General features: G+C 62.8%; 20 protein-coding genes. 2 read left to right on the top strand and 18 right to left on the bottom strand.

Annotation, left to right across the window (positions count from 1 at the left end; genetic code table 11):
• Positions 1-2: 2 nt before the first annotated feature.
• From C1725_RS17225 to C1725_RS17155, 15 genes are all read right to left on the bottom strand, one after another.
• Positions 3-1,190 carry a GNAT family N-acetyltransferase gene (locus tag C1725_RS17225; protein ID WP_346026791.1) on the bottom strand — a complete coding sequence of 396 codons (1,188 nt, stop codon included), beginning with the start codon at positions 1,188-1,190 and terminating at the stop codon, positions 3-5.
• A 172-nt stretch (positions 1,191-1,362) separates the two neighbouring features.
• On the bottom strand, positions 1,363-1,824 hold the full coding sequence (locus C1725_RS17220) for a deaminase (protein ID WP_102412919.1): 462 nt from the start codon (positions 1,822-1,824) through the stop codon (positions 1,363-1,365).
• Positions 1,821-2,696 (bottom strand): DegV family protein, encoded by an 876-nt coding sequence (locus C1725_RS17215; protein ID WP_102412918.1) that lies wholly within the window; start codon positions 2,694-2,696, stop codon positions 1,821-1,823. The genes C1725_RS17220 and C1725_RS17215 overlap by 4 nt, the downstream gene beginning before the upstream one ends.
• Positions 2,697-2,875: 179 nt before the next feature.
• Positions 2,876-3,124, bottom strand: coding sequence for a 30S ribosomal protein S18 (gene rpsR / locus C1725_RS17210; RefSeq protein WP_102412917.1), 249 nt, complete (start codon positions 3,122-3,124; stop codon positions 2,876-2,878).
• A gap of 33 nt (positions 3,125-3,157) precedes the next feature.
• A complete protein-coding gene (locus tag C1725_RS17205; protein WP_102412916.1) occupies positions 3,158-3,598 on the bottom strand; it encodes a single-stranded DNA-binding protein in 441 nt (146 codons plus the stop codon).
• Positions 3,599-3,631: 33 nt separating this feature from the next.
• Positions 3,632-4,051 carry a 30S ribosomal protein S6 gene (gene rpsF / locus C1725_RS17200; RefSeq protein WP_102412915.1) on the bottom strand — a complete coding sequence of 140 codons (420 nt, stop codon included), beginning with the start codon at positions 4,049-4,051 and terminating at the stop codon, positions 3,632-3,634.
• A gap of 139 nt (positions 4,052-4,190) precedes the next feature.
• Positions 4,191-5,225, bottom strand: coding sequence for a DUF2087 domain-containing protein (locus C1725_RS17195; RefSeq protein ID WP_346026790.1), 1,035 nt, complete (start codon positions 5,223-5,225; stop codon positions 4,191-4,193).
• Between the two features lie 95 nt (positions 5,226-5,320).
• Complete coding sequence (locus C1725_RS17190; RefSeq protein ID WP_346026789.1) at positions 5,321-6,166, bottom strand: tocopherol cyclase family protein; 846 nt, start codon at positions 6,164-6,166, stop codon at positions 5,321-5,323.
• 155 nt (positions 6,167-6,321) lie between these two features.
• A complete protein-coding gene (nagA, locus tag C1725_RS17185; protein WP_102412912.1) occupies positions 6,322-7,437 on the bottom strand; it encodes an N-acetylglucosamine-6-phosphate deacetylase in 1,116 nt (371 codons plus the stop codon).
• 72 nt (positions 7,438-7,509) lie between these two features.
• The gene (nagB, locus tag C1725_RS17180) at positions 7,510-8,238 is read right to left on the bottom strand and encodes a glucosamine-6-phosphate deaminase (protein ID WP_102412911.1); all 729 of its coding nucleotides are present in this window, start codon (positions 8,236-8,238) and stop codon (positions 7,510-7,512) included.
• A gap of 39 nt (positions 8,239-8,277) precedes the next feature.
• Positions 8,278-9,036: a response regulator gene (locus C1725_RS17175; RefSeq protein WP_102412910.1), complete on the bottom strand. Its 759-nt coding sequence runs from the start codon at positions 9,034-9,036 to the stop codon at positions 8,278-8,280.
• A 136-nt stretch (positions 9,037-9,172) separates the two neighbouring features.
• Positions 9,173-10,408 (bottom strand): extracellular solute-binding protein, encoded by a 1,236-nt coding sequence (locus C1725_RS17170; protein WP_102412909.1) that lies wholly within the window; start codon positions 10,406-10,408, stop codon positions 9,173-9,175.
• Positions 10,405-12,138, bottom strand: coding sequence for a sensor histidine kinase (locus C1725_RS17165; RefSeq protein WP_346026788.1), 1,734 nt, complete (start codon positions 12,136-12,138; stop codon positions 10,405-10,407). Before C1725_RS17165 ends, C1725_RS17170 begins: the two co-directional genes overlap by 4 nt.
• 26 nt (positions 12,139-12,164) lie before the next feature.
• The gene (locus C1725_RS17160; protein WP_102412907.1) at positions 12,165-13,184 is read right to left on the bottom strand and encodes an aldo/keto reductase; all 1,020 of its coding nucleotides are present in this window, start codon (positions 13,182-13,184) and stop codon (positions 12,165-12,167) included.
• 136 nt (positions 13,185-13,320) lie between these two features.
• Entirely contained in the window at positions 13,321-14,445 is a 1,125-nt protein-coding gene (locus tag C1725_RS17155) for an aldo/keto reductase (protein ID WP_346026787.1), read from the bottom strand.
• A gap of 266 nt (positions 14,446-14,711) precedes the next feature.
• Between C1725_RS17155 and C1725_RS17150 the strand changes: the two genes are divergently transcribed.
• Positions 14,712-16,133, top strand: coding sequence for a hypothetical protein (locus C1725_RS17150; protein WP_102412906.1), 1,422 nt, complete (start codon positions 14,712-14,714; stop codon positions 16,131-16,133).
• Positions 16,130-17,527 carry a glycosyltransferase 87 family protein gene (locus C1725_RS17145; RefSeq protein WP_102412905.1) on the top strand — a complete coding sequence of 466 codons (1,398 nt, stop codon included), beginning with the start codon at positions 16,130-16,132 and terminating at the stop codon, positions 17,525-17,527. Before C1725_RS17150 ends, C1725_RS17145 begins: the two co-directional genes overlap by 4 nt.
• Before the next feature lie 86 nt (positions 17,528-17,613).
• On the opposite strand, the gene C1725_RS17140 is transcribed toward C1725_RS17145, so the two are convergent.
• The 3 genes from C1725_RS17140 to C1725_RS17130 all read right to left on the bottom strand — a co-directional run bounded on the left by C1725_RS17140 (position 17,614) and on the right by C1725_RS17130 (position 21,352).
• Entirely contained in the window at positions 17,614-19,545 is a 1,932-nt protein-coding gene (locus tag C1725_RS17140; RefSeq protein ID WP_102412904.1) for an ATP-binding protein, read from the bottom strand.
• A complete protein-coding gene (locus C1725_RS17135; RefSeq protein ID WP_102412903.1) occupies positions 19,542-20,249 on the bottom strand; it encodes a response regulator in 708 nt (235 codons plus the stop codon). Before C1725_RS17135 ends, C1725_RS17140 begins: the two co-directional genes overlap by 4 nt.
• A gap of 140 nt (positions 20,250-20,389) precedes the next feature.
• Positions 20,390-21,352: a calcium/sodium antiporter gene (locus tag C1725_RS17130; protein WP_102412902.1), complete on the bottom strand. Its 963-nt coding sequence runs from the start codon at positions 21,350-21,352 to the stop codon at positions 20,390-20,392.
• Between the last annotated feature and the right edge of the window lie 8 nt (positions 21,353-21,360).

The raw sequence follows: 21,360 nt of genomic DNA, 5'->3' as shown, positions 1-21,360 counted from the left end.
GGTCAAAAATGTTCCGTCAGAAGGACGGACCGCTTGACGAACACGCGGCGCAGCGTGTCGAGATTTGAAGCCGCCGAAACGTCCGCCTTGTACAGGGCCTCGTCGAGCGACAGATAACCCAGCAACAGCTGCGTCAGCGTGCGCACGTCGAGCGACAGATCGGCCTCGCCGTCTTCCCGCTTTTCCACCGACACCTCGCCGCCCTCGCAGCGAACGGCAAAGACGCCGTCGTTTTCCGGGAGGATTTCGTCGCGCACGCGCAGCGTGTAGCGCGCGCCGTCGAAGTGGCGCTTGAGCAAGAGCGCCTGTTTCACGTCGATCACGCGGGCCATCGGCTGTTCGCGGATGCCGGCCTTCACGTCGTAGCTTTCGGGCAGCAGCGCAGGCAGCGGGACGCCGTCCAGCAGGGGGATGCGCAGCTTTCCGTATTGCGCAGACAGGCGGTACAAGAATCCCAGCGCATCCGTCAGTCCACGCGGGCGGACGTAGGCGATTTCGCGCACGTTGCCGTTCTTTTCAAACGGACCGGCGTCCTCGGCGGCCAGCACGACGTAGGCGCTGGGGCCGTTTTCGTCCTCGAGCAGATAAGTATATACGCGTTCCTTGTACGCGTCCTTGCCCAAGAGCCGCGTCCAGTGACGGTCCTCGCGCTGAATCGCCAGGTTGCTGTCAAGAAAGTGCGCGTCGAAGACCGCCTTCAGGCCGTCGAGCGATTCGCCCGGGCGAATCATGCGAACCTTTCCGTCATAGCGGAACGCGGACAGCGCCTGGACGGGCAGTTCGTATCCCGTCGTCGTCTGGCAGAGCTCGTAGCCAAACTTGCGATAGTATGCGTGCGAAAAGGGGTACAGGGCTGAAAAGACGACGCCGCTTTCGACCATGCGCCGGAAAGCAGCCTGAAAGATCTGCCGGATTGCGCCGCCAAAGCGGTATTCCGGCAGCGAGGCCACGCCGCCGATGCCCACCATCGGCACCCAATGTCCTTCGTAGCGCATGCGGTATTCCGGCAGCACCATACACGCCGTGAGCACGCCATCATCGTTGAAGTGGCCGATGCAGGGCTCCTGGGGTTCGGAATCCTTTTCGAGCCGCTTTTCCGTCTCTGCGGTGTCCATGGGATAGACGAAGGCCACGCTTTCAAGTCTTTCAAATTCCAGCAGTTCTTCCCGTTGAATCATGCGAACCGGCAAATGATATCCCCTCCATCCTGTATTGATCGATAAGAACACAATACAGGATTGCGTGAGGCGTGTCAATCGGTCTTTGGGATTTTCGGGCGAAAAGAAGCCGCCGTGTAGGCGCATAAAAGCCCCTCGCGACGGCAAAAGCCCTGCCGGATCGCCTTGACGCAGGCAGCCGGCGCTATCTTCTCTTTTCAAAAAAGCGCTTCAATACGTCCGCGCATTCCTCCGCGAGCAGCCCGCCGTAAGCGGGCACCACCGGTCCCGCGAGCGCCGGATCCTCCGTCAGGCGGTAAACCGTGCCCGTACAGCCCGCGGCCGGATCGTCCGCCCCGTACCAGATGAAATCGGGCCGGGCGGCACGGATCGCCCCCGCGCACATGGGGCAGGGCTCCAGCGTGACGTACAGCGCGCAGCCCGTGAGCCGCCAGCTACCCGCCTCGGCTGCCGCGCGGCGCAGCGCCAGAATTTCAGCGTGCGCGGTGGGATCGTTCAGGCCCTCGCGCGCGTTGTGCGCCCGCGCGACGATCCTTTCGCCCCGCGCGACGACGGCGCCCACCGGGATTTCCCCCGCGCGCAGGGCAGCCTCGGCCTCCTTAAGCGCCTCGCGCATCAGCGCCTCGTGCAGTGCCCATTCGTTCATCCGCGGTCGGTGCCCAGGAAGAACAGCGCGACCGTGCCGGGGCCGGAGTGGCTGCCGATGACCGGGCCGATGTCGCTGATGTGGATGGATTCCGCGGGCGTGCCCAAGCGGCTCGTGATCTGCGCGGCGACGAACTTCGCGTCCTCCATGCAGTCGCCATGGCTGATGAAGACCGTCTGCTCCGCGGGCCTTACGGCCAGCTTTTCCATGTGATCGACGAGCGCCTTGAGCGCGCTCTTGCGCCCGCGCACCTTTTCGCGCGCGATGAGGTGCCCCTCGTCGTCCACGTGCAAAACGGGTTTGATGTTCACCAGCGTGCCAAAGAAGGCGGCGGCGGGCGAGCAGCGGCCGCCGCGCTTTAAGAAGTGCAGGTCGTCCACGGTGAACCAGTGCACGAGATGCAGGCGGTTCTGCTCGACCCAGGCGGCGTTTTCCTCGAGGCTCATGCCGTTTTTCCGGTTTTCCAGCGCGTGATAGCAAAGAAGCCCCTGACCGGCGCTGGCGGCCAGCGAGTCCACGACGAAGAGCTTGCCGTCCGGGAACTCCTCGAGCACGGTGTCGCGCGCGATGCGGGCGGAGTTGTACGTGCCGCTCAGCCCTGAGGAGAATGCGATGTACAGCGCCTCCCGGCCCTCCGAGAGAAGACGGCGGAAGACTTCGATGAATCGCTCGGGGGAAATCTGCGAGGTGGTGGACATCGAGCCCGAACGCAGCTTGTCGTAGAATTGCTTGCTGGAGATTTCGCAGTCCGGTACGTTCTCGTAGGTATTCCCGTCCAGGGTAAATTCGAGCGGCAGGACGAGAAAATCCTCGTAGTCCTTATGATAGGCGGGCAGCAGGTCGCTGCAGGAATCGGTGATGATCGTGTACATGGGGAACCCCTCCTTCTAGAGATCGGCGCGGCTACGCCGGAAGCGTAGATGTTAAGTCCCTTATATCATTCGCGATGCAGACGAAAAATCCTGCACACGGGCCGAATCGTTTGGATTGCGAAGCATTGAACGCCGCCGGGCGAACAAAAAAACGCCCTCCCGAGGGAGGGCGCGCGCGATCAGTCGACCGTGTAGGGCATCAGCGCGATGGCACGTGCGCGCTTGATGGCTTCGGACAGCTGACGCTGATGTTTTGCGCAGTTGCCGGACATACGGCGGGGCAGGATCTTGCCGCGCTCGTTCGTGAAGCGGCGAAGGCGATTGATATCCTTGTAATCGATGTACTCGATCTTGTCTACACAGAAACTGCACACCTTGCGGCGCGGCTTGCGGCCGCGCGGACGGCGTGCGCCACGATCTTCAGACATTGCTCATGTCCTCCTTTCCAATTCGTAGGTTCGTCAGAACGGTAGCTCGTCGTCGTCCACCTGCGTGAAGCCGGACTCGCTGGGCGTAAACGCCGGAGCAGAGGGCGCGGCCACGGGCGGCGGAGCGGGACGGTAATCGCCCCCCTCTTGCTGCTGGGGCGAATTGAGAAATTCGACCTCGTCCGCAACGACCTCGAAGGCGCTGCGCTTGGAGCCATCCTGCGCTTCATAGGTGCGCGTCTGAATGGAGCCGCACACGGCGACCTTCCGGCCCTTTGTCAGGTAACGGGAGCAGAGTTCAGCCAGCTGGCGCCACGCGACGATGTTGATAAAGTCCGTCTCCTGCTGGCCGGTCTGCTGATTGCGAAACCGCCTGTTGATCGCGATGGAGAAGGAGCAAACCGAGATGCCGGATTGCGTGGTGCGCAGTTCCGGATCGCGCGTGAGATTGCCAATCAAAAATGCTTTATTCATGCTATCACCCTACCTTCTTTTGCGACGGATGCCTTATTCCTCGACGGGCGCTGCCTCGGGAGCGGCGGGCGCTTCCACGGCGGCCTCCTGCACGGGAGCGACGGGGGCCTCGACGGCCGGCGCCACGAAAGCGGGGCGCACGGGACGCGGCTTGACGCTGCTCTTCTTCTGCAGGAGCTTGACGACCTGCGAACGGATGACGTTCTCGCTGATCTGGAGATTGCGCTCCAGCTCCTTGGGAACGTCGGGACCGGCGTTGAACTGCATGAGCACGTAGTAGCCCTCTACCTTGTAGTCGATGGCGTAGGCCAGACGGCGCTTACCCCATTCGTCCACCTTTTCGATGCTACCACCGTTGGCCACCACCAGGTCGGAGAACTTCTGGATGAGATCCTTGCGGGCGTTCTCCTCCATCGTGGTGTCGATGATGTAGATCACTTCGTACTTATTCATTGTACCTTTCACCTCCTTTTGGACTATGGCCCTGCATCCTTTTGTGCAGAGCAAGGATGTGCCAATTAGGAATTATAACAGAACGACGCGAAAAATGCAACCGTAAGTTCGAGAAAACGCGGAAGAAAAAGGGGGGATTTCAGGCGCGGGACGCGTACTGCGGCGCATCTGCGAAGCGCATCCGCACCGCGTCTTCCAGCTCGTCCAGCTTTTGAAGGGCCTCCTCGCGGCTTTCACACTTCGTGAGGTCCACGGTTTCCACGACCTCCACGGTGAAGTCATCCGGGTGATCCGCGAAGTCGGCCTGCAGCTGCGGGTCGCTGAAGGGGCCGATGGGGCTGTTGCCCCAGCGCATGACGAAGAAGAAATGGTTCTTGACGCTGACCACGTTGGGGCTCTTGCCCAGCAGCAGGCGTCCGGTTCGGCTGTCGCGCACGCAGTAAATGCCCATGGGCGTCTGCGCCTGCTTGTAGGCCAACTTGGCGGCCTTTCTGTCGATAGACATGGGTTCCTCGCTTTCCGGCGCTTCGCGCCAATAGGTGCGGCCGTCCGCCGTGCGGCGAAGCAGCCCGTTGTCCACGAGATAACGGCGTACCAGCGCGTAATCCGGCCAGATGGGTTCGATGATGGCGCGCACCTCGCCGTCGCTGTATTGCCGTCCGGGCGCAAACAGCCCCGCAAAGTGCAGCATCACCTTCGCGCGCTGCGCGTCCTTGGTGGGCATGGAGACGAGACGCCCCTCCTGAAAGTAACGCGAGACGTCGGACTTGAAGTCCTTGGCGCGCGGGGGACGCTGCAGGGTGCTCAGGCCCGCGAGGCGCAGCGCGCACAGGAACAGCCGCGCCTCGCGCTCGCGCTGGCGAAGCTGAAAGCGCTGGTTTCGGAGCGTCGATTCGCTGCAGCCCGTGACGCCCGCCAGCTCCGCGTCGCTCGCGCCGTCGTGCCACAGGCCGATCAACGCGCGCTGCTTGTCCGTCAGGCCGGTAAACGACTTGTCCAGCGAGAGCAGCGCGTGCAGCACGCCGCCGTGCGCCGCCTCTACATGGCGCTGGCTGAGCAGCGCGCTGTCAAATTTTTCGTTGCAGAAGAGACAGGCGTTTCCGTCTCGCAGATATCCCCTGCGCAGCTCGTCGTCGTCTGCGCGGTAGAGCCGCTCCTGCCATTCATGCCGCATAAAATCACATCCGTCTATTAAAATCATAGACATTATAACGCGATAAAAAGGAAATGTCAAGAGATGTCTATGAAAATGATAGACAAATAGAACTGTTAATCCCATGCGCCCTCAAAGCTGGCCTGATCGCTCACGAGGGAAAAGCGCTCGTGGCCGTCCTCGGTGAGGCGGTAAAAGACCCGGCAAGCGGCGCTTTCGCGAATTACGCGGCGCATCACGCCGCCCTGCGGAGCTTGAAGAGGCGCGTCCTGCGCGCGCAGCAGCCGCGCCGTGAGGCACAGTCGTCCCTGCTTAAGGACGACTGCGTGGTTGTCCACCGCTTCTGCGCGCGCGCCGAGGTAGGTTGCCAGCCGGTATTCGCGTCCGTGCAGGTAGACGAAGGCGATGCATCCGGTGAAGCCCAGGCCCAGATAGGGAATGTGGGCGACGGAGAGCATGACGCTTCCGCCCTCAAAGCTGCACTGCGTCCACACGTAGCGCCGTGGAAAGGAGACGCCGCGGTCGCCCTCGATGTACCCCGGGGCAGAACAAAAGCGGTAGGCGCGTCCGTTGAGGGTAAGGCCGCCGTTCACTCGATGCGCCATGCTGATGACCGTGTGGCGGCACTGCATGCGGGGAAAAAAGCGAAAGGGCCCCATGATGTCGTAGCGCGGCGGGGTGACGCTTTGAAAGGAGAGACGGCCTTCGAGGTCGACGCCCTTCGCGTGCGCGCAAAGCGTGCAGCCTTCCCGCGTGAACGTGTTTTCTCCGATGCGAAGCGAGAGGCGGCCCGCGCCCAGCTCCATGTCAGGATAGGGGACGCAGTAGGACGCGCCCGGCGTGACGATCTGCAGGGAAGCGGCCTTTTGTCCGTCCGGGGTCGTATGCAGGGCCGGAATAAAGGCGATAACCGAGTCCTCGCTTTGCTGCTTGACGTACCAGCCTTCAAAATACGCGCGCATCTTCAGCCTCCGCTTTTTTCTTTTAGCTTGACCGTGCGTGCGCGAGGCTATGCGGCGGACGGGAAAACGGGAAATAAAAAAGCCACACGGGCGGCGAGGCGGCTTTGGGTTTTCAAAGCTGCTTCGCCGTGCCCCGCATGGCAGAAGGGAAAGGGTCAGCCGACGGCCCTGAGGAAGTTCCATCCCGCGTCCATCAGCGCGAACCTGGCCGCTTTGCCTGCGGCAATTTCGCCGTATGCGTCGGCGCCTACGCTGCGGGCAGGGGTCGACGTCGCCATGGGGATGACAGCCTCCGGGTCAAGGCCACAGCGGGTGATCATGTTTCGGACAGCCGCGTGCATCGTAAGGGTGGAACCAGCCAGCGCGCCGTTTTCGAGGCGCGCCGCGCCGTCCTGCACGAAGACGTCCTGCCCGCCGAGGCTGTACTTGCCGTCGGGCATGCCGGCAGCCATCATGGCGTCGGTGATGAGGGCCGCCCCGTCCGCCCCTTTGCACAGCGCCGCGATGCGCAGCACGTCCGGGTGCAGGTGGATGCAGTCCGCGATGATCTGCACGAGGATGCGCGGGTCGGAGAGCCCCGCGCCGGGAACGCCCGGTTCGCGGTGGTGCAGCGGAGACTGCGCGTTGAACAGGTGGGTGATCTGCGTCAGCCCGGCGTCCGCCGCGGCATGCACGTCCGCGGCCTTGGCGTCGGAGTGCGCGCAGCAGGAGACGACGCCGAGGCGCTTGAAGTGCGCGATGAGCGAAAGCGCGCCGTCGAGCTCCGGGGCGAGCGTCATCATGCGCACGCAGGAAAAGCCCTCGGTGAGCGCGTCGTACGCCTCGGGCGAGGGGGCCTGCATGTACTCTGCCACCTGCGCCCCCTTGAATCTGGGGCTCAGGTAAGGCGCCTCCATGTGCGCGCCGAGCACCGCCGCGCCGCGAAGCTCCGGGCGCCGCATCACCTTTTCGATGCCCGCCAGCGCGGCGCGGGTATCCTCGCGCCCAGCGCTCATGGTCGTCGGCACGAAGGCCGCCACGCCGGTTTCGCCCAGGTCCCGGCTCATGGCGCGCACCGCCTCCTCGCCCTCCATGCAGTCGTGCGCTTTATATCCGTGAATGTGAATGTCCACAAAGCCGGGCAGCACGTAAGCGCCGCCTGCATCGAGCACCTCTTCGCCCGCACGGGGGGAAAGCGCGCCGGCTTCACAGATCACGCCTTCCGCCGTGCGCACGCTGACGTCCTTGCGCAGCCTGCCCTGTGTGAAGACGATGCCGTTTTGGATGAGCATGTTTTAAACTCCTTTCCCAGGGGCGATATCCCTGAAAGGGATTTTCGGAACAGGGGATCGTCCCGTCCCGCGTTACAGCCTCGCCGCCGCCGCCTCGTCGAGCAGGAACAGGACGGAGGGGTGCGTGCGCAGGATGGAGGCGGGAACCTGCGGATCGACGGGCCCGCGGACCGACCGATAGACCGCGTCCGCCTTGTTTTCGCCGGTCGCGATGAGCACTACCGAACGGCAGGCCATGATGTTGCCGATGCCCATGCTGATGGCCTTGCGCGGCACCTCCGCCTCGCTCTTGAAGAAGCGCGCGTTCGCCTGAATGGTGTTTTCCGCGAGGTCGACGATGTGCGTGCCGTAGGTGAAGTCGCTGGCGGGCTCGTTAAAGCCGATGTGCCCGTTGCAGCCGATGCCGAGCAGCTGCAGATCGATGCCGCCCGCGGCCTCAATGGCCGCGTCGTAGGCCCTGCCCGCCGCGCCGCCGTCGCCCGCGCCGGCCGCGTCCGGCAGGTGAATTGCCTCGCGGCGCACGTTTACGTGGTGAAAGAGGTTTTCGTCCATGAAGGCGTGGTAGCTGCACGGGTTAGCGTAGTCGATGCCGCAGTACTCGTCCAGATTAAAGGTGGTGACCTTTGAAAAGTCGAGCAGCCCCTGTTGGTGCATCGCGACCAGGTCGCGGTAACAGGGCACGGGACTTGACCCCGTCGCCAGTCCCAATACGCTGTCCGGCTTTTTCGTGATCTGCGCGGCGAACAGCATGGCCGCCGCGCGGCACGCCTTTTCGGCGGTTTTGTAAACCTGTACCTGCATATGAATGCTCCTCTCCCGGCCTTGTCCGCCGGATATGAATTACGAATGAATGCCCGACTGGCGGAACTGCGCGGGGGATTTGCCCGTCAGGCGCTTAAACGTCTTGGAAAAATGCGCCACGTCGGAAAAGCCGACGAGCTCCGCGATTTCGTGGATTTTGAGCGACGGCTCCGCGAGCAGCTCCTTGGCGCGCTGCACGCGCAGGGCGTTAAGGATGTCGAAGAACGTCTTGTCCAGGTGCTTGTTGATGAGCTTGCTCAGATGCCACTGGCTGACGTAGACGTTGTCCGCCACGTCGGAAAGGCGGATGTGCTCGGTAAAGTGCGCCCGGATGTACTCCATGGCGGACTGCACCACGAAGCTGCTCGCCTCGTCGCCCGGCGCTTCCTCCGGCGCGGCGGGTTCCTCCGCAGGGGGCGAAAGCTCGCGCAGGCGCTCGGTCATGCACAGGATCGCCTCTTCCAGTTCGTTCATCTTGCTGGGCTTGAGCAGGTAGCGCGTAACGCCCAGGTGGATGGCGCGCTGGGCGTATTCAAAATCGCGGAAGGCCGTCAGCACGGCGATCTGCATGTGCGGGAACTCGCTCTTGAGCGCGGCGATCATCGTGAGGCCGTCCATGTTCGGCATCTTGATGTCGGTCAGCAGGATGTCCGGACGCTCGCGGCGGACGACGTGCACGCCCTCCAGCCCGTCCATCGCCGTTGCCGCGACCTCGCATCCGTACTTTTCCCATGCGATGACACGCTGAAGACCGCTCAGAATGATCTGTTCGTCGTCCACGAGCACGACCTTGAACATTCGCTACGCCTCCTCTCGCGCCGGGGGCAGACCGCCGGACGCGTTTCCCCCTCTAGTTTAGCGCCTGATGGCATGTTCTGTCAAATCTTTCGTGCGTTTATTTCGCATTTACGCCAAAGACGATGGCCCTGTCAGCTTATGGGAAGGGGTTCGCTTCCATGACTTTCTCCCACGCTTCCCGGGCAGAGACCGTCCCATCCGCGACGGAGGGAATCATGGAAAACCAGATCGAGCGCGCCTGGGGGTCCATGCGGTCCTGAATCGGCTTGAACTTGTGGCCTTCCCCAGCCTCGATCATGCGCAGGGACGAGGCGTAGAGCTCCCCGCCGAAGGCGAAGTCGGAGAGGGCGGCCGCGTTTTCGCCGGTCGTCAGGTGAGCGAGCAGGTCTACGGCCGCATCTCGCTTGCCCGGATCGTTCCACGCCTTGCGCGAGACATAAAACCCCATGGACGCGCCGCCCAGAAAGGCGAGCGGGTCCGCGCGCTCGCCGGTTGTCGGGAAGGGGATGACGACGGTGGAATCCCAATTCGCCTCCGGAATGCCGTTGGCAAACCAGGAGCCGTCCACCTGCATGGCGGCCTCCTTGTCGCGGAAGCGCTGCGAGGTGACCGCCTCGGAGGTTGCATTGACGTCCGCGGGGAACGCGCCCATCGCGTAGAGGCGGGCGATGAGCTCCGTGCCCCGTATCCAGGATTCCGGCAGCTCCGCCATACTGCCCGGACTGGCGGTATACTCCTCGGGGCTGGACGCGCTCAGAATCGCCGCGTCCGCAATGTAATGAGGAATGTCCGAGAAGGAAGCGGAGATCGGCGTGATGCCGGCGGCCTTAAACTTGCGGACGGCCTCCTCCAGCTTCGCCCAATCGGTGGGAAGCTCGGCGCCGACCTGGGCAAAGAGGTCGGTATTGCAGAAGAGCCCCTCCCAATAAGGGCGCGTGGAAATCGCGTAGACCTTCCCGTCACGCTCCCTGAGCAGGGGGTCTTCGGGCAGGTTCACGCCGGGATAGGCCGCGTTGATTTCCCCGATGGGGACGACCTTGCCGAGAATCGGCAGGCTGTCGCTCGTGCAGGAGAAGAAAAACAGCACGTCCGCCTCGTTGCCCGCGGCGAAGTCGTTGAGCACCCCGGCCTTGAAGACCTCCGCGCCGCTGGAGGAGCTGTCCTCGACCTTGTTGCCCGTCGCCTCTTCCCAGGACTTGAGCAGGTTTACATACGTCTCAGCCGCCGCGTCGATGCCGGTGAACGTGCTGACGGTTCTGAGCGTGACGCCCTCCCCGTGCGCGGGAAGGGGAAGCGCGGCGAGCAGGGCGCATGCGCAGAGCAGGAGGCGCGCGGCGAACAGGGCGCCCGCCGCAGACTTCTTTCCTATCATGGCTTTTCCTCCTTTGGGTCTTTTGCCAGGGGAATGACGATGCGTGCCAGCGTGTCCCCATGCTCGTCCGGCGAGAGGGTGAGGCGCGCGGAAGGGCCGTAGATGAGCGTGAGGCGCTGGCTGACGTTGCGGATGCCTAGGTGCTCGCTGTGGATGTCCCGGTCGTCGTACGTAAGAAGCGTGCGGATGCGCTCCTGATCCTCCTTCGTGACGCGCCGGCCGTTGTTGGTCACGTCGATGTAAAGAAAGCCGTTTAACGCGTAGACGCCGAGGCGAATCCAACCGCCGCCCGCGGGGCTCAGCCCGTGCTCGACCGCGTTTTCCAGCAGCGCCTGCACCACCATGCGCGGCACGGGAATGGAAAGCAGCGAGGTGTCGATTTCCTTTTGAGCGGTGAGCTTTGGGCCGAAGCGCTGTTGGATGAAGTAAAAGTACGCGTCCGCGACGTTCAGTTCGTCGCTTAAGGGGACGACGCGGTCGCCCGACCTGTCCATGCTGGCGTTGAGCAGCACGCTCAGGGCTTCGATCATGGCGCTGATCGTCTCGCTGCCCTCCATGCGCGACTGCCAGTTGATCATCTCCAGGGCGTTGTTGAGGAAGTGGGGGTTGATGCGGCTTTGCATGGCCTCGATGCGCGCGTCGCGGAGGATGATTTCTTCCTTGTAAGACTTTTCGATCAACTCATGGATGCGAAGGCTCATAGCGTTGAAGGAGTGCGCGAGCTGGCCGATCTCGTCCGAGCCCTGCATGGGTACGGTGACGCCGAGTTCGCCCGCCTCCATGCGGCCGGTGGCCTGGGAAAGCAGGGCCATGGGCCGGGTGATACGCCGGTGCGCGAAGAGCAGAATCGCCCCCGCGATGGGCACGAGCAGCAGCAGAAGCGCCGTCATCAGGCGGCTGAACTGCTCGACCTCGCTGTAGACCACCGACTTGGCGACGCTGACCCGGTAGCCGAACGTGTAATCGTATTGCTGCACGGCGTCCGCACAGTAGATGTACCCCTGCTGCTCGTAGAGGCCTTCGCCCTGCTGCACGGTGACGGCAGGCAGCTCCCCGTCGTAGACGTAGGTGTAGTCGCCGAGCTGCAGGTCAAGCCGCGTGCCGGACCACATCTGCTCGCCCTCCAGGAATGCGGAGAGCAGGCGGTCCATGTTGACGCCCAGCACCAGCATGCCGAAGCGCTCCATGCGCTTGTTGTAGAGGTTGCGCACGAGGTAAGGGACGCCGCCTATATAGGCGAAGTGGCAGCGCGTGTCGAGCGTCTCCCCCAGCGCGAGGACCTCCTCCTGCGCGTTGGCGAGGAATTCCTGCGTGCTGCTGAGCGAATCCGAGGTAGACATGAGCCTGTCCGGGGCGCTGAGCAGAAAGAACGTGGCGAACGTGACCGTGCGCTCCCGCGTGAACTTCTGCTGAATGTAGGAACGGCCTTTGTTGTAAAAGTCCGTAAAATCTCCGCTCGACCGATAGAGGCTCTCGGCATTTTCCAGCGTGTTGTCGTACGTCACGTCGCGGGCGAGCGCCAGCAGCCGGTCGATTTCCTGCAGGCACATGAGCTGCGCGTGCCCTGCGGAAGAGGAGAGCAGCGCTTCCGTCTCCCTGCGCAGGGCGCTGAAAAAGACGCTGCCGAGGTAGGCGCCTAGCACGAGCGTGGGGACGAGCCAGCAGAGCACTGCGATGGCGATGATACGAAAGCGCAATGTCTTGCAGAAAGCGCGAAAGCGCGTAAACATGAAGGGCATCCTCTCTGCCGGGCGGCTTATTTTTGCTGCGCGTACAGCTCGCGGTAATAGCTGAGGTGTCCGGGCAGCGTGTCAAAGGGCTTCAGGCCGTACGGACAGCGCGTCGCGCAGACGCCGCAGTGGACGCAGTCTTCGACGCGCTCCATCCGCTCCTTCCACTCCGGCGTGAGCCATTGGGCGGTGGGGGAACGCTGCAAGAGCTGCGTGATGCGGTTGGCCGTGTCGATGGGAATGTTCGCGGGACAGGGCAGGCAGTACCCACAGCCGCGGCAGAAGGAGCCGGAAAGCGCATGGCGGTCCTCTTCAATGCGCGTACGGAGCGCATGGTCCCAAACGGGCGGCTCCTTTTCCAGCGCCAGAAACTGCGCGAGCTCGCTTTCACGCTGAATGCCCCAGATCGGAACGACGTGGGGGTACGTGCGCAGGAAGGAGAACGGAAGCGCCGCGTCCGTGATGAGACCGCCGGAAAGCCCCTTCATGGCGATAAAGCCCATGCCCACTGCACCGCACTTTTGCACGAGGGCGATGTCGCCCTCCGTGGCCAGGTGGTTGAAGGGGTATTGCAGCGTGTCGTACAGCCCGGAATCGACGGCCTCGTTTGCGCGCTCCAGGCTGTGCTGGGTGATGCCGATGAAGCGGATTTTGCCCTCCGCCCTCGCCTTGAGCGCGGCGTCGTAAAGGCCGTCCTCCCCGCCGGGACGCGGGACGAAGCCCGGGTTGTGGAACTGGTAGACGTCAATGTAGGACGTGTTCAGCGTGCGCAGGCTCGTGTCCAGATCCTTCCAAAATGCGTCCGCCGTCTTCGCGGCGGTCTTGGTCGCAAGGACGACGCGGTCCCGAACGTCGCCGAGCGCCAGCGAAACCTTGTGCTCGCTGTCGCTGTAGGCGCGGGCGGTATCAAAGAACGTGACGCCGGCGTCGTACGCCATGCGGACGAGGCGAGCCGCGTCGCCTGTCTCGAGCCGCTGGATGGGCAGACAGCCAAAGCCCATACGGGTGACGGTCAGATTTGCGCGCTTCCAGGTGATTTTTTCCACCGTAATCAGACTCCTCTTCTTATGAATACAATGATTATACCATGATTGTGGACAAAGGGGGAGCGGGGAAACTTACCGGTTTTACAGATAAAGCGGCCGCCGCAACAATGCGTTGCGGCGGCATATCCCATTTCCTTTACAGGCTTTGCGCAACCTCGTGGATCTTTCGCAGCATGGCGGGGATGTCGATGCCCTGCGGGCAGTTGCGCCTGCACTTGCCGCAGGCGACGCAGTGCGTCTCGCGCGCCGCCTCGTCCAGCTTTGCAAGGCTCTCTTTGTAGGCCTTTGCGTCTCCGTACATGGCGTACAGGTTGTAGCGGGAGAACGCGCCGGGGATGTCCACCCCCTTAGGGCAGTCCATACAATAGCGGCAGGAGGTGCAGGGGATGAGATTCGAGACGTTAAAGGCCTCGGTCGCGCGCGAAAGCGCCGCGCGTTCGTCGTCGCTCAGCGGCGCGAAATCGCTCAGGGTTGCGAGATTGTCCGCCACCTGCTCTTCGGTGGACATGCCGCTGAGCACCGTCATGACGCCGTCCAGCGAGGCGGCGTAGCGAACGGCCCAGGAGGCCATGGAGCGCTGCGGGGCGGCTTTCTTCAAAATCTCCTGCGCTGCGTCGCAGGGCTTGGCGAGCAGGCCACCGCGCACCGGCTCCATGACGATCACCGGCATGCCGCGGCGGCGCAGCACCTCGTAGCTTTCGCCCGCCCGCTGCATCGTCCAGTCCAGATAGTTGAGCTGAATCTGTGCAAATTCAAAGGCCGGGTACTCCTCGCAGAAGGCATCGATGTATTCCGGCGTGTCGTGGCAGGAAAAGCCGAGGTGGCGGATGACGCCCTCGCGCTTCTTTTGCAGCAGGAAGTCGTAGACGCCGTTCGCCTCGAACATCGGCTTGTGTTCGTGGCTGATGTTGTGCACGAGGTAGAAGTCGAAGTACGAAACCCGCAGGTTTTTAAGCTGGTTTTCAAAGATGGCCTCGACATCTTCCCGACTTTTCGCTATCCAGACGGGCATCTTGGTGGCGACGTGGAAGCTCTCACGCGGATAGGCGCTGAGCGCTTCGCCCACAAAGCGCTCGGATTCGCCGTCGTGGTACATGTAGGCAGTGTCGAAATAGTTGACGTCGCCGCAGTATGCCCGGTCGATCAGCTCTCCGGCGCGCGTCCAGTCGATGGCGGGCTTTTCAGGCTCAAGCCGGGGCAGGCGCATGCACCCCATGCCCAGCAGCGAAATTTCTTCACCCAGAAACGAACGTTTTTGCAAAGCAGGTTCCTCGCTTTCTGACAAATTGTATTGGCTTTGAAATATGGCACGCCGCAGCCGCGTGCGCAGGCGCGCGGGGAAGCGTCCGTTTGGAAAGGGAGGCGGGCACAGCCCGCTTTTTACTGTAAACGTCCGCAGCGCGGATGTCAAGCGAAAAGAATGCGCAATTTTTCGGGCTCTTTTCGCAGGAGGCAGGGATTTTGAGGAAGGAACGCGAAAAAAGCAAGCGGCTGTAATCGAATGAAAGAGCAAAGGATGAACGGACGATGACGCTGAAAAAGGACTGGCTGGACGATAAGCTGCGCGGCGGTGTGGACGCAAAGCCGTGCCGGTGGACGATCGCCGTGCTGTTTGCGCTGGCGACGGCGGTGTTCGCCTATTTTGCCTATCACGCGCGCTACGCGACGTTTGACGCTTATAACGAGCGCGACCTGCCTTATCTGCTGCGCACGGTGACGTGCATGTTTTCCTTCGTCTATGCGCTTGCGCTGACGCTGCAGTTTGCGATGCTGAGGCGCTGCGGGGCCAACACGGCGACGTACATGCTCGCGGCGCTGATCACGGGCCTGGGGCTGCTGGGAAAGATTTCGCTGCTCGATTACGTGAGCGACGATTACGACATCTTCCTGAGCGAATGGATCTGGCTGATGTCGGAGGAAGACCTCCTGGGCGCGATGGGACTGTACCTGGGCGACTACAACCCGCCGTACCTCTACATGCTGGCGGTCATGTCGCGCTTCAACGACTTTTCCTATCTTTACATGATTAAGTTCGTCTCCATCGCGATGGACGTGGTGCTCGCCTACTTTGTGATGAAGCTCGTGTCGCTGAAGAGCGAAGGGCCTGTATTTCAGCTCTCCTTCTTCCATCTGGCGCTCTTGCTGCCGACGGTCGTGCTCAACGGCGCGTATTGGGGCCAGTGCGACACGATCTTTACCGCGTTCGCGCTTGGCGGCCTCTACTTCGGGCTGAAAAAGCGCCCGTGCCTCTCCATCGTGTTTTTCACGCTCTCGCTCGCGTTTAAACTGCAGGCCGTGTTCCTGCTGCCGATTCTGCTGCCGCTGTGGAGCGTAAAGAGCTTCCGCCTGCGCCATCTGCTGATTGCCCCGGTAGTATACATGGCGATGATGGCACCCGCGCTGATCGCCGGTAAGACGCTGCATTCGGTGCTCACCTGCTACATGAGCCAGGCGGCCAACTACACGTCGCTCACGATGAACGCGCCCTCGATCTATCAGCTGATGCCGACCGCGAGCTTCCGCGAATTCAACGGCATGGGCATCCTTTTCGCGCTGGCGCTTGTCTTTAGCCTTTGCGCGGTGATGTACCAGAAGAGAAGGACGCTGACCGTGGAGAGCATCCTGCTGTGCTCGATGCTGCTCGTCATCGCCATACCGCTGGTGCTTCCGCGCATGCACGAACGCTACTTCTTCATGGCGGACGTGCTTGCGCTTGCGGTCGTGGCGTACAAGCCGAAGCGCTTTTACCTGCCCCTGGCGGTGGGCTTCGCCTCGTACTGCGCCTATGTCGTGGCGCTGCCGGGCCCGGCGCTGTACAGCCTCAGCTACATGAGTCTTATCATGATCGCGGCGACTGCGCTGGTCGCCTATGACTTGTACAGCCAGCTTCGCTCTGACGAGCGCGCGGGGCACGGAACGTACCTGCTGAAGGAGGAGCTTACGGCATGATGAGGAATCCTCTGGACCGGCTGGACGACGCGCTCCACGGCCTCGCGGATGCGCGACTGAAGCGCTGGCAGCGGTTGGCGCTGCTCGGCGCGATGGCGGCCTTGCTGTTCGGCTTTTTGCTGACGCGCAGTTTTCCGCGTCTGGAGGGAAATCAATTTGTGCAGCTGGCGGCAATCGCTGCGCTATTCACGTTTGTTGGGCTTTTATTCATGCAGGCAGCGCTTTCGAGCATATCGCGCTTCGAGGGAAGCCTGGCGCTTTACCTGCTTGCGGCGCTTGGCTGCGTCATGCTGCTGCTCATGCGGCTATCGATGCTCGAGAAGGAGACGGGAGATTACACGTACTGGCTGACGAAATGGTATACGGAAATGAAGCCTCTCGGATTCGGGCAGGCGATGCGCGCCGAAATCGGCAATTATACGATGCCTTACCGGTACTTTGTTTGGATGATCGCGCAGATTCCCCTGCCGGATCTGTACCTGTTCAAGTTTGTGACGATGCTCTTTGAAGCGGCGCTCGCACGCGAGGTCATGTTGCTTTCGGAGATGAACGCTGGCGAGCCTTCACTGGGACGTTTGCTTTCTATCTATTTTATCACGCTGGCACTGCCGACGGTCGTGTTCAACGGCGCGTACTGGGGCCAATGTGACGCGATTTACACCCTGTTTGCGCTTTGCGGCCTGCGCTTGGCTCTCGAAAACAGGCCCCATCGTGCTGCAATCGGCTTCGGCCTGTCACTGGCGTTTAAATTGCAGGCGGTCTTTCTCTTTCCGATATTGCTCGTCCTGTGGGGAATGAAGCGACTGAAGGTCAAGCACGTCCTGACGCTTGGGGGGGCGTGGCTGGCGGCGATGGTTCCGGCGCTGCTTTGCGGGCGTTCTTTTGCAGGCGTCCTCTCGCCATATTTCTCGCAGATGAACGATTCCATGGAATTGACCCGAAACGCGCCGTCCATCTTTCAGCTGTTCGATTCCTCTGAGATGAATCCCTGGATGTTCTCCAACTGGGGCATCGCGATGGCGCTGGGCGCGACGGTTGTGCTGTGCATGCTGCTCTGGCACTGCCGGGATCGGCTCACGCCGACGCTTGTAATCGACGCGGCATTCCTGATGGTGCTCGTCGTTCCGTTTCTGCTGCCGCACATGCACGAACGCTATTTCTTTATGGCGGACATGCTTTCAATCGTATACTTTGCCGGAAACCGCAGGCGTGTCCTTGCGCCCGCGCTCACCGTGCTGGCGTCCTTGAATTGCTATCTCAGATATTTTCAGGGAGGCAGCGCATTTATGCCGTCCTCCCTTGATTCCCTGCTCATTCTGGCTGTTCTGGTGGGCGTCGGCGCCGAGCTGATGAGGCATCTTCGGCAGCAAGGAGATGCAGAGACGGCCCCGTAGGGATAACCGGCGTCCATCGTTTGCCGCGCAAGTACACCCCGCCTGTTTTCAGCACGACCAGTTGAAAACAAGCGGGGTGTACTGTTTTATGCCAGCCCCTTCGGCTCTTCTTGCACCTTATCCAGGCGCTGCGCGCTTTGCGGAGCGAAGTGCAGGGTGAACATGAAGGCGCTTCCCTCGCCGGGATTGCTCGAGACGCTGAGTTCCTCGCCCAACTGCTTCATGATCTCATGGGCGATGGCCAGCCCCAGCCCCGTGCCCTTGCCCTGATGGGCCTTGTCGGCCTTGTAGAAGCGCTCGAATACATGCGGCAGGTCGTCCGGCGTGATGCCGGGCCCTGTATCCTTCACCGTGACGCGGATCAGGTCCGGCGTGGGCTCGGCGATGAGGTCCACCGTGCCGCCCTCCGGCGTGTACTTCATCGCGTTGTCCAGTATGGCGATGAGCACCTGTTCCGTGCGGTCGGGATTGCCCAGTACGTCCGGCAGCTGATCCGGCGCGTGCAGGCGGAGCGTCTGCCCGTAGTCGTCCGCGTACTGCGCGTAGGTGTCGAACACCGAATGCAGCATGCGCGAGGGGTTAAACACCTGCTTTTCCAGGGAACACGTGCCCGATTGCAGGCGCGACAGCTCCAGCATGTCGCTCACCAGGCGCGACAGGCGCATGGTCTCCCGCAGGATGATGTCGTACAGGTGCTGGCGCTGCTCCTCGTCCCGGACGAGGCCGTCGCGCAGCGGCTCGATCAGGCCGCGCATGGCGGTGAGCGGCGTGCGCAGCTCGTGGCTGACGTTCGCCACGTAGTCGCGCCGCGTCTGCTCCAGGCGTTCGGAGGCGGTGATGTCGCTGAGCACGCCGACCGCGCCCGCGAACCGTCCGTGCTCGCCCTCGAGCGGGGAGACCGAGGCGCGCACGACCGTGTCCCCGAAGTGGATGTTCTTCGCGTGCGGTTCTCCGGTGCGCAGCACCTCGTCGTAGAGGTTCCAGACCTCCTGCGACGCGACGAGCGCGGCGCGGTCCTCACCCGAAGCACCGGGCAGGGAATGGAAGAGCGCCCGCACAGCCGGGTTGGCGTGGGTGACGTTTCCCTGCGCGTCCACGGCGATGATGCCCTCGGACAGGCCGTTGAGCGTGGAGCGCAGGCGGTTGCTTTCCACCCGCAGGGCGGAAATCGTGCGCCCGAGCTCGCTGGAGAGCATGTTGAGCGCGCCGCCGAGCTCCCCGATTTCGCCGGTATCGCCCTCGTCCGCGCGCACGGTGAAGTCACCCGACGCCATCGCCAGCGCGACGTCGCGCATCTGGCGCATGGGGCGCGCGAGACGGATCGCGAGGAAGAAGACCATGGGCAGCATCAGGAACGCGACGCCGAAGATGGAGAGCATCAGGGCGTTCGTCAGGCTGTCCATGCCTGCGACGACCTCGTTCATGGACTGCGCCATGAACACCGCGCCCTGTACCTCCTCGCCGTAGACGATCGGCACGGCGACCGCGACCATGCTGCCGTTTATCAGTTCCGCGCTGTCGTTCGAGTCCGCGGAATCCCCCGCGGCGTTTTTGAGGCTGCCGAGCGGGCTGGAGTTGTTTTTGGCGGCGTTTCGCCGGGTGCTGGAGGACGCGTCCTCCAGGTTGAGGACGCCGATATGCGTGCATTCCTCGCCGGAGAGCACCTGCGGCAGCAGGCTCCAGAGCCCTTCGGGCAGCGTGCCGACGCGGCGTCCGGATTTTTGCTGCGTGCGCAGGATCGTGTCGCCGTTGGTATCCACCACCCAGACCGTGGCGTCCCACTGGGCGGTGTTCGACCCGATGAGCGCGACCAGCAGCGTCGAGGGAATTTTGCCGGAAATGTACTCCGCGAAGTTCTCGGCGATGAACCGCCCCTTGGGCAGCATGTCGTCGATCTTGTTGGCGGCAAAGATTTGCGGGGATACGAGCGAGTAAATCCCTGCCGTGAGCAGCGCGAAGAGCAGGATGGTGGAGATCACCAGCACCAGCGTCCGGCGCAGGAACGAGCTGCGGATCATGCGGTGACCTCGAATTTATAGCCGACGCCGTAGACCGTCACGATCTCCCAGCCGCAGGGCTGGGGACAGCTGAGCTTCTGGCGCAGGCGCTTGATGTGCGTATCGACGGTGCGCGTATCCCCGAAGAAATCGTATCCCCAGATGCGCGAGAGAATCTGCTCGCGCTCAAACACGCGGCCCGGGTGGCTCGCCAGCAGGTGGAGCAGCTCCACCTCGCGCGGCGTGCAGGAGATGGGCTCGCCGTTCAGCTTGACGCTGTAGCGCTCCGGCTGAATCTCCAGGTTGCCGTACGTCAGGGTGGTGAGCGCCTCCTGCTTGTCCGTCTCGCCCGCGTTGGAGGCGCGGCGCAGCACCGCCTTGATGCGCGAGATCACCTCGCGCGGGCTGAAGGGTTTGACGATGTAGTCGTCCGCGCCCATCTCCAGCCCCAGGATGCGGTCGATTTCCTCGCCGCGCGCGGTAAGCATGATGATGGGCAGCTGGCTCTTCCTGCGAATCGCCTGGCAGACCTCCATGCCGGAGAGCCCCGGCATCATCTGGTCGAGCACCATCAGGTCAAACGGGGTTTTATCGATCATCGAAAGCGCCTGCTCCCCGTCGTATGCGTCGGCATGGGTGAACTCCTCCGCGTCCAGGTACAGGGCGAGCGACTGGTGAACGACGGGGTCGTCGTCGCAAATCAGAATATTGGGTGCTTTGGACATGTAAATCACCTCATTCAAATGACTTTACGCCATTCCTGACGTTTAGGATACCACCGCAATGTGACATGGATGTGGCGTCTTAAAGGGAAGATTTTGAAAAAGGGCGAAACAGCCCGAAAGCCGCCGCCCTTCTTGGAAAATCAGGTGAACTGGAAGATGCAGTACGCCGCGTAGACGCAAAGAAGCGAGACGCCCTGCCAGCGGCTGAGCTTGCCGCGCAGCAGCGCGGGCAGCGTCAGGACGGCCATGACGAGGAGCATCAGCGGCAGGTCCACGACGAGGGAGGACGGGCGGCCCAGCACCTGCGCGGCGGTGGGGATGTCGAAGGGCGCGAGCGCCGCGGACGCGCCGGAGACGAGTACGAGGTTGAAGATGTTCGCGCCGATGATGTTGCCGAGGGAAAGCGCGCCGTGCCCCTTGGCCAGGGACGTGATGGCCGTGACCAGCTCCGGCAGCGAGGTGCCCAGCGCCACAAACGTCAGCGCGATGACCGATTCGGGCACGCCGAGCGCCTTGGCGATCAGGGTGCCGTTGTCCACCAGCAGGTTCGCGCCCACGGCGATGACGGCGGCGCCCACGACGAGCATGCCGACGTCCTTCGCGAGCGGCCCCTCCGGCGCGGCGGCGGCGTCGGCCGGCCGCGCAGCGGGCGTCTTTTTCATCTGCAGCACCGTGTACGCCATGTAGAGCACGAACAGCGCGAGCAGGATGAAGCCCGTCATGCGGTCAAAGCGCCCGCGCGTGTAGGCGGGGATGCAGTACGCGACGGCGCAGAGGAAAAACGCGCCGACCGGGGTGACGAGCGTGCGCCTGTCCACTGCGCTGGGGCGGATGGCGATCGTGAGCGCCGCGATCAGGGCCGTGTTGCAGATGACGGAGCCGATGGCGTTGCCATAGGCGATTTCGCCGTGCCCGCCGAGCGCGGAGGTGGCGGAAACCATGACCTCGGGCAGCGTCGTGCCGATGGAGACGACGGTCGCGCCGATGAGCAGCTCCGGCATGTGAAAGCGGTGTGCGATGCCGGTGGCGGCGTCCACAAACCAATCGCCGCCCTTGATGAGAAAGATGAGCCCCACGATGAACAAGAGTACAGGCACGAGCATGCGGTAAG

It is taken from the genome of Beduinella massiliensis (assembly GCF_900199405.1).
GTDB classification, from domain to species: domain Bacteria; phylum Bacillota; class Clostridia; order Christensenellales; family Aristaeellaceae; genus Beduinella; species Beduinella massiliensis.
Note: the sequence above shows the minus strand (reverse complement) of the source record. Positions and strands in the feature narration are given on the sequence as shown.

What these genes read in the sequence shown, in the direction of transcription:
- C1725_RS17145 (WP_102412905.1), top strand. Translation starts at nt 16,130, where the DNA reads ATGATGAGGAATCCTCTGGACCGGCTGGACGACGCGCTCCACGGCCTC.
- C1725_RS17215 (WP_102412918.1), bottom strand. Translation starts at nt 2,696, where the DNA reads ATGTACACGATCATCACCGATTCCTGCAGCGACCTGCTGCCCGCCTAT.
- C1725_RS17150 (WP_102412906.1), top strand. Translation starts at nt 14,712, where the DNA reads ATGACGCTGAAAAAGGACTGGCTGGACGATAAGCTGCGCGGCGGTGTG.
- C1725_RS17170 (WP_102412909.1), bottom strand. Translation starts at nt 10,408, where the DNA reads ATGATAGGAAAGAAGTCTGCGGCGGGCGCCCTGTTCGCCGCGCGCCTC.
- rpsF (WP_102412915.1), bottom strand. Translation starts at nt 4,051, where the DNA reads ATGAATAAGTACGAAGTGATCTACATCATCGACACCACGATGGAGGAG.
- nagA (WP_102412912.1), bottom strand. Translation starts at nt 7,437, where the DNA reads ATGCTCATCCAAAACGGCATCGTCTTCACACAGGGCAGGCTGCGCAAG.
- C1725_RS17190 (WP_346026789.1), bottom strand. Translation starts at nt 6,166, where the DNA reads ATGCGCGCGTATTTTGAAGGCTGGTACGTCAAGCAGCAAAGCGAGGAC.
- C1725_RS17195 (WP_346026790.1), bottom strand. Translation starts at nt 5,225, where the DNA reads ATGCGGCATGAATGGCAGGAGCGGCTCTACCGCGCAGACGACGACGAG.
- nagB (WP_102412911.1), bottom strand. Translation starts at nt 8,238, where the DNA reads ATGCAGGTACAGGTTTACAAAACCGCCGAAAAGGCGTGCCGCGCGGCG.
- C1725_RS17165 (WP_346026788.1), bottom strand. Translation starts at nt 12,138, where the DNA reads ATGTTTACGCGCTTTCGCGCTTTCTGCAAGACATTGCGCTTTCGTATC.
- rpsR (WP_102412917.1), bottom strand. Translation starts at nt 3,124, where the DNA reads ATGTCTGAAGATCGTGGCGCACGCCGTCCGCGCGGCCGCAAGCCGCGC.
- C1725_RS17220 (WP_102412919.1), bottom strand. Translation starts at nt 1,824, where the DNA reads ATGAACGAATGGGCACTGCACGAGGCGCTGATGCGCGAGGCGCTTAAG.
- C1725_RS17135 (WP_102412903.1), bottom strand. Translation starts at nt 20,249, where the DNA reads ATGTCCAAAGCACCCAATATTCTGATTTGCGACGACGACCCCGTCGTT.
- C1725_RS17130 (WP_102412902.1), bottom strand. Translation starts at nt 21,352, where the DNA reads ATGCTCGTGCCTGTACTCTTGTTCATCGTGGGGCTCATCTTTCTCATC.
- C1725_RS17140 (WP_102412904.1), bottom strand. Translation starts at nt 19,545, where the DNA reads ATGATCCGCAGCTCGTTCCTGCGCCGGACGCTGGTGCTGGTGATCTCC.
- C1725_RS17175 (WP_102412910.1), bottom strand. Translation starts at nt 9,036, where the DNA reads ATGTTCAAGGTCGTGCTCGTGGACGACGAACAGATCATTCTGAGCGGT.
- C1725_RS17205 (WP_102412916.1), bottom strand. Translation starts at nt 3,598, where the DNA reads ATGAATAAAGCATTTTTGATTGGCAATCTCACGCGCGATCCGGAACTG.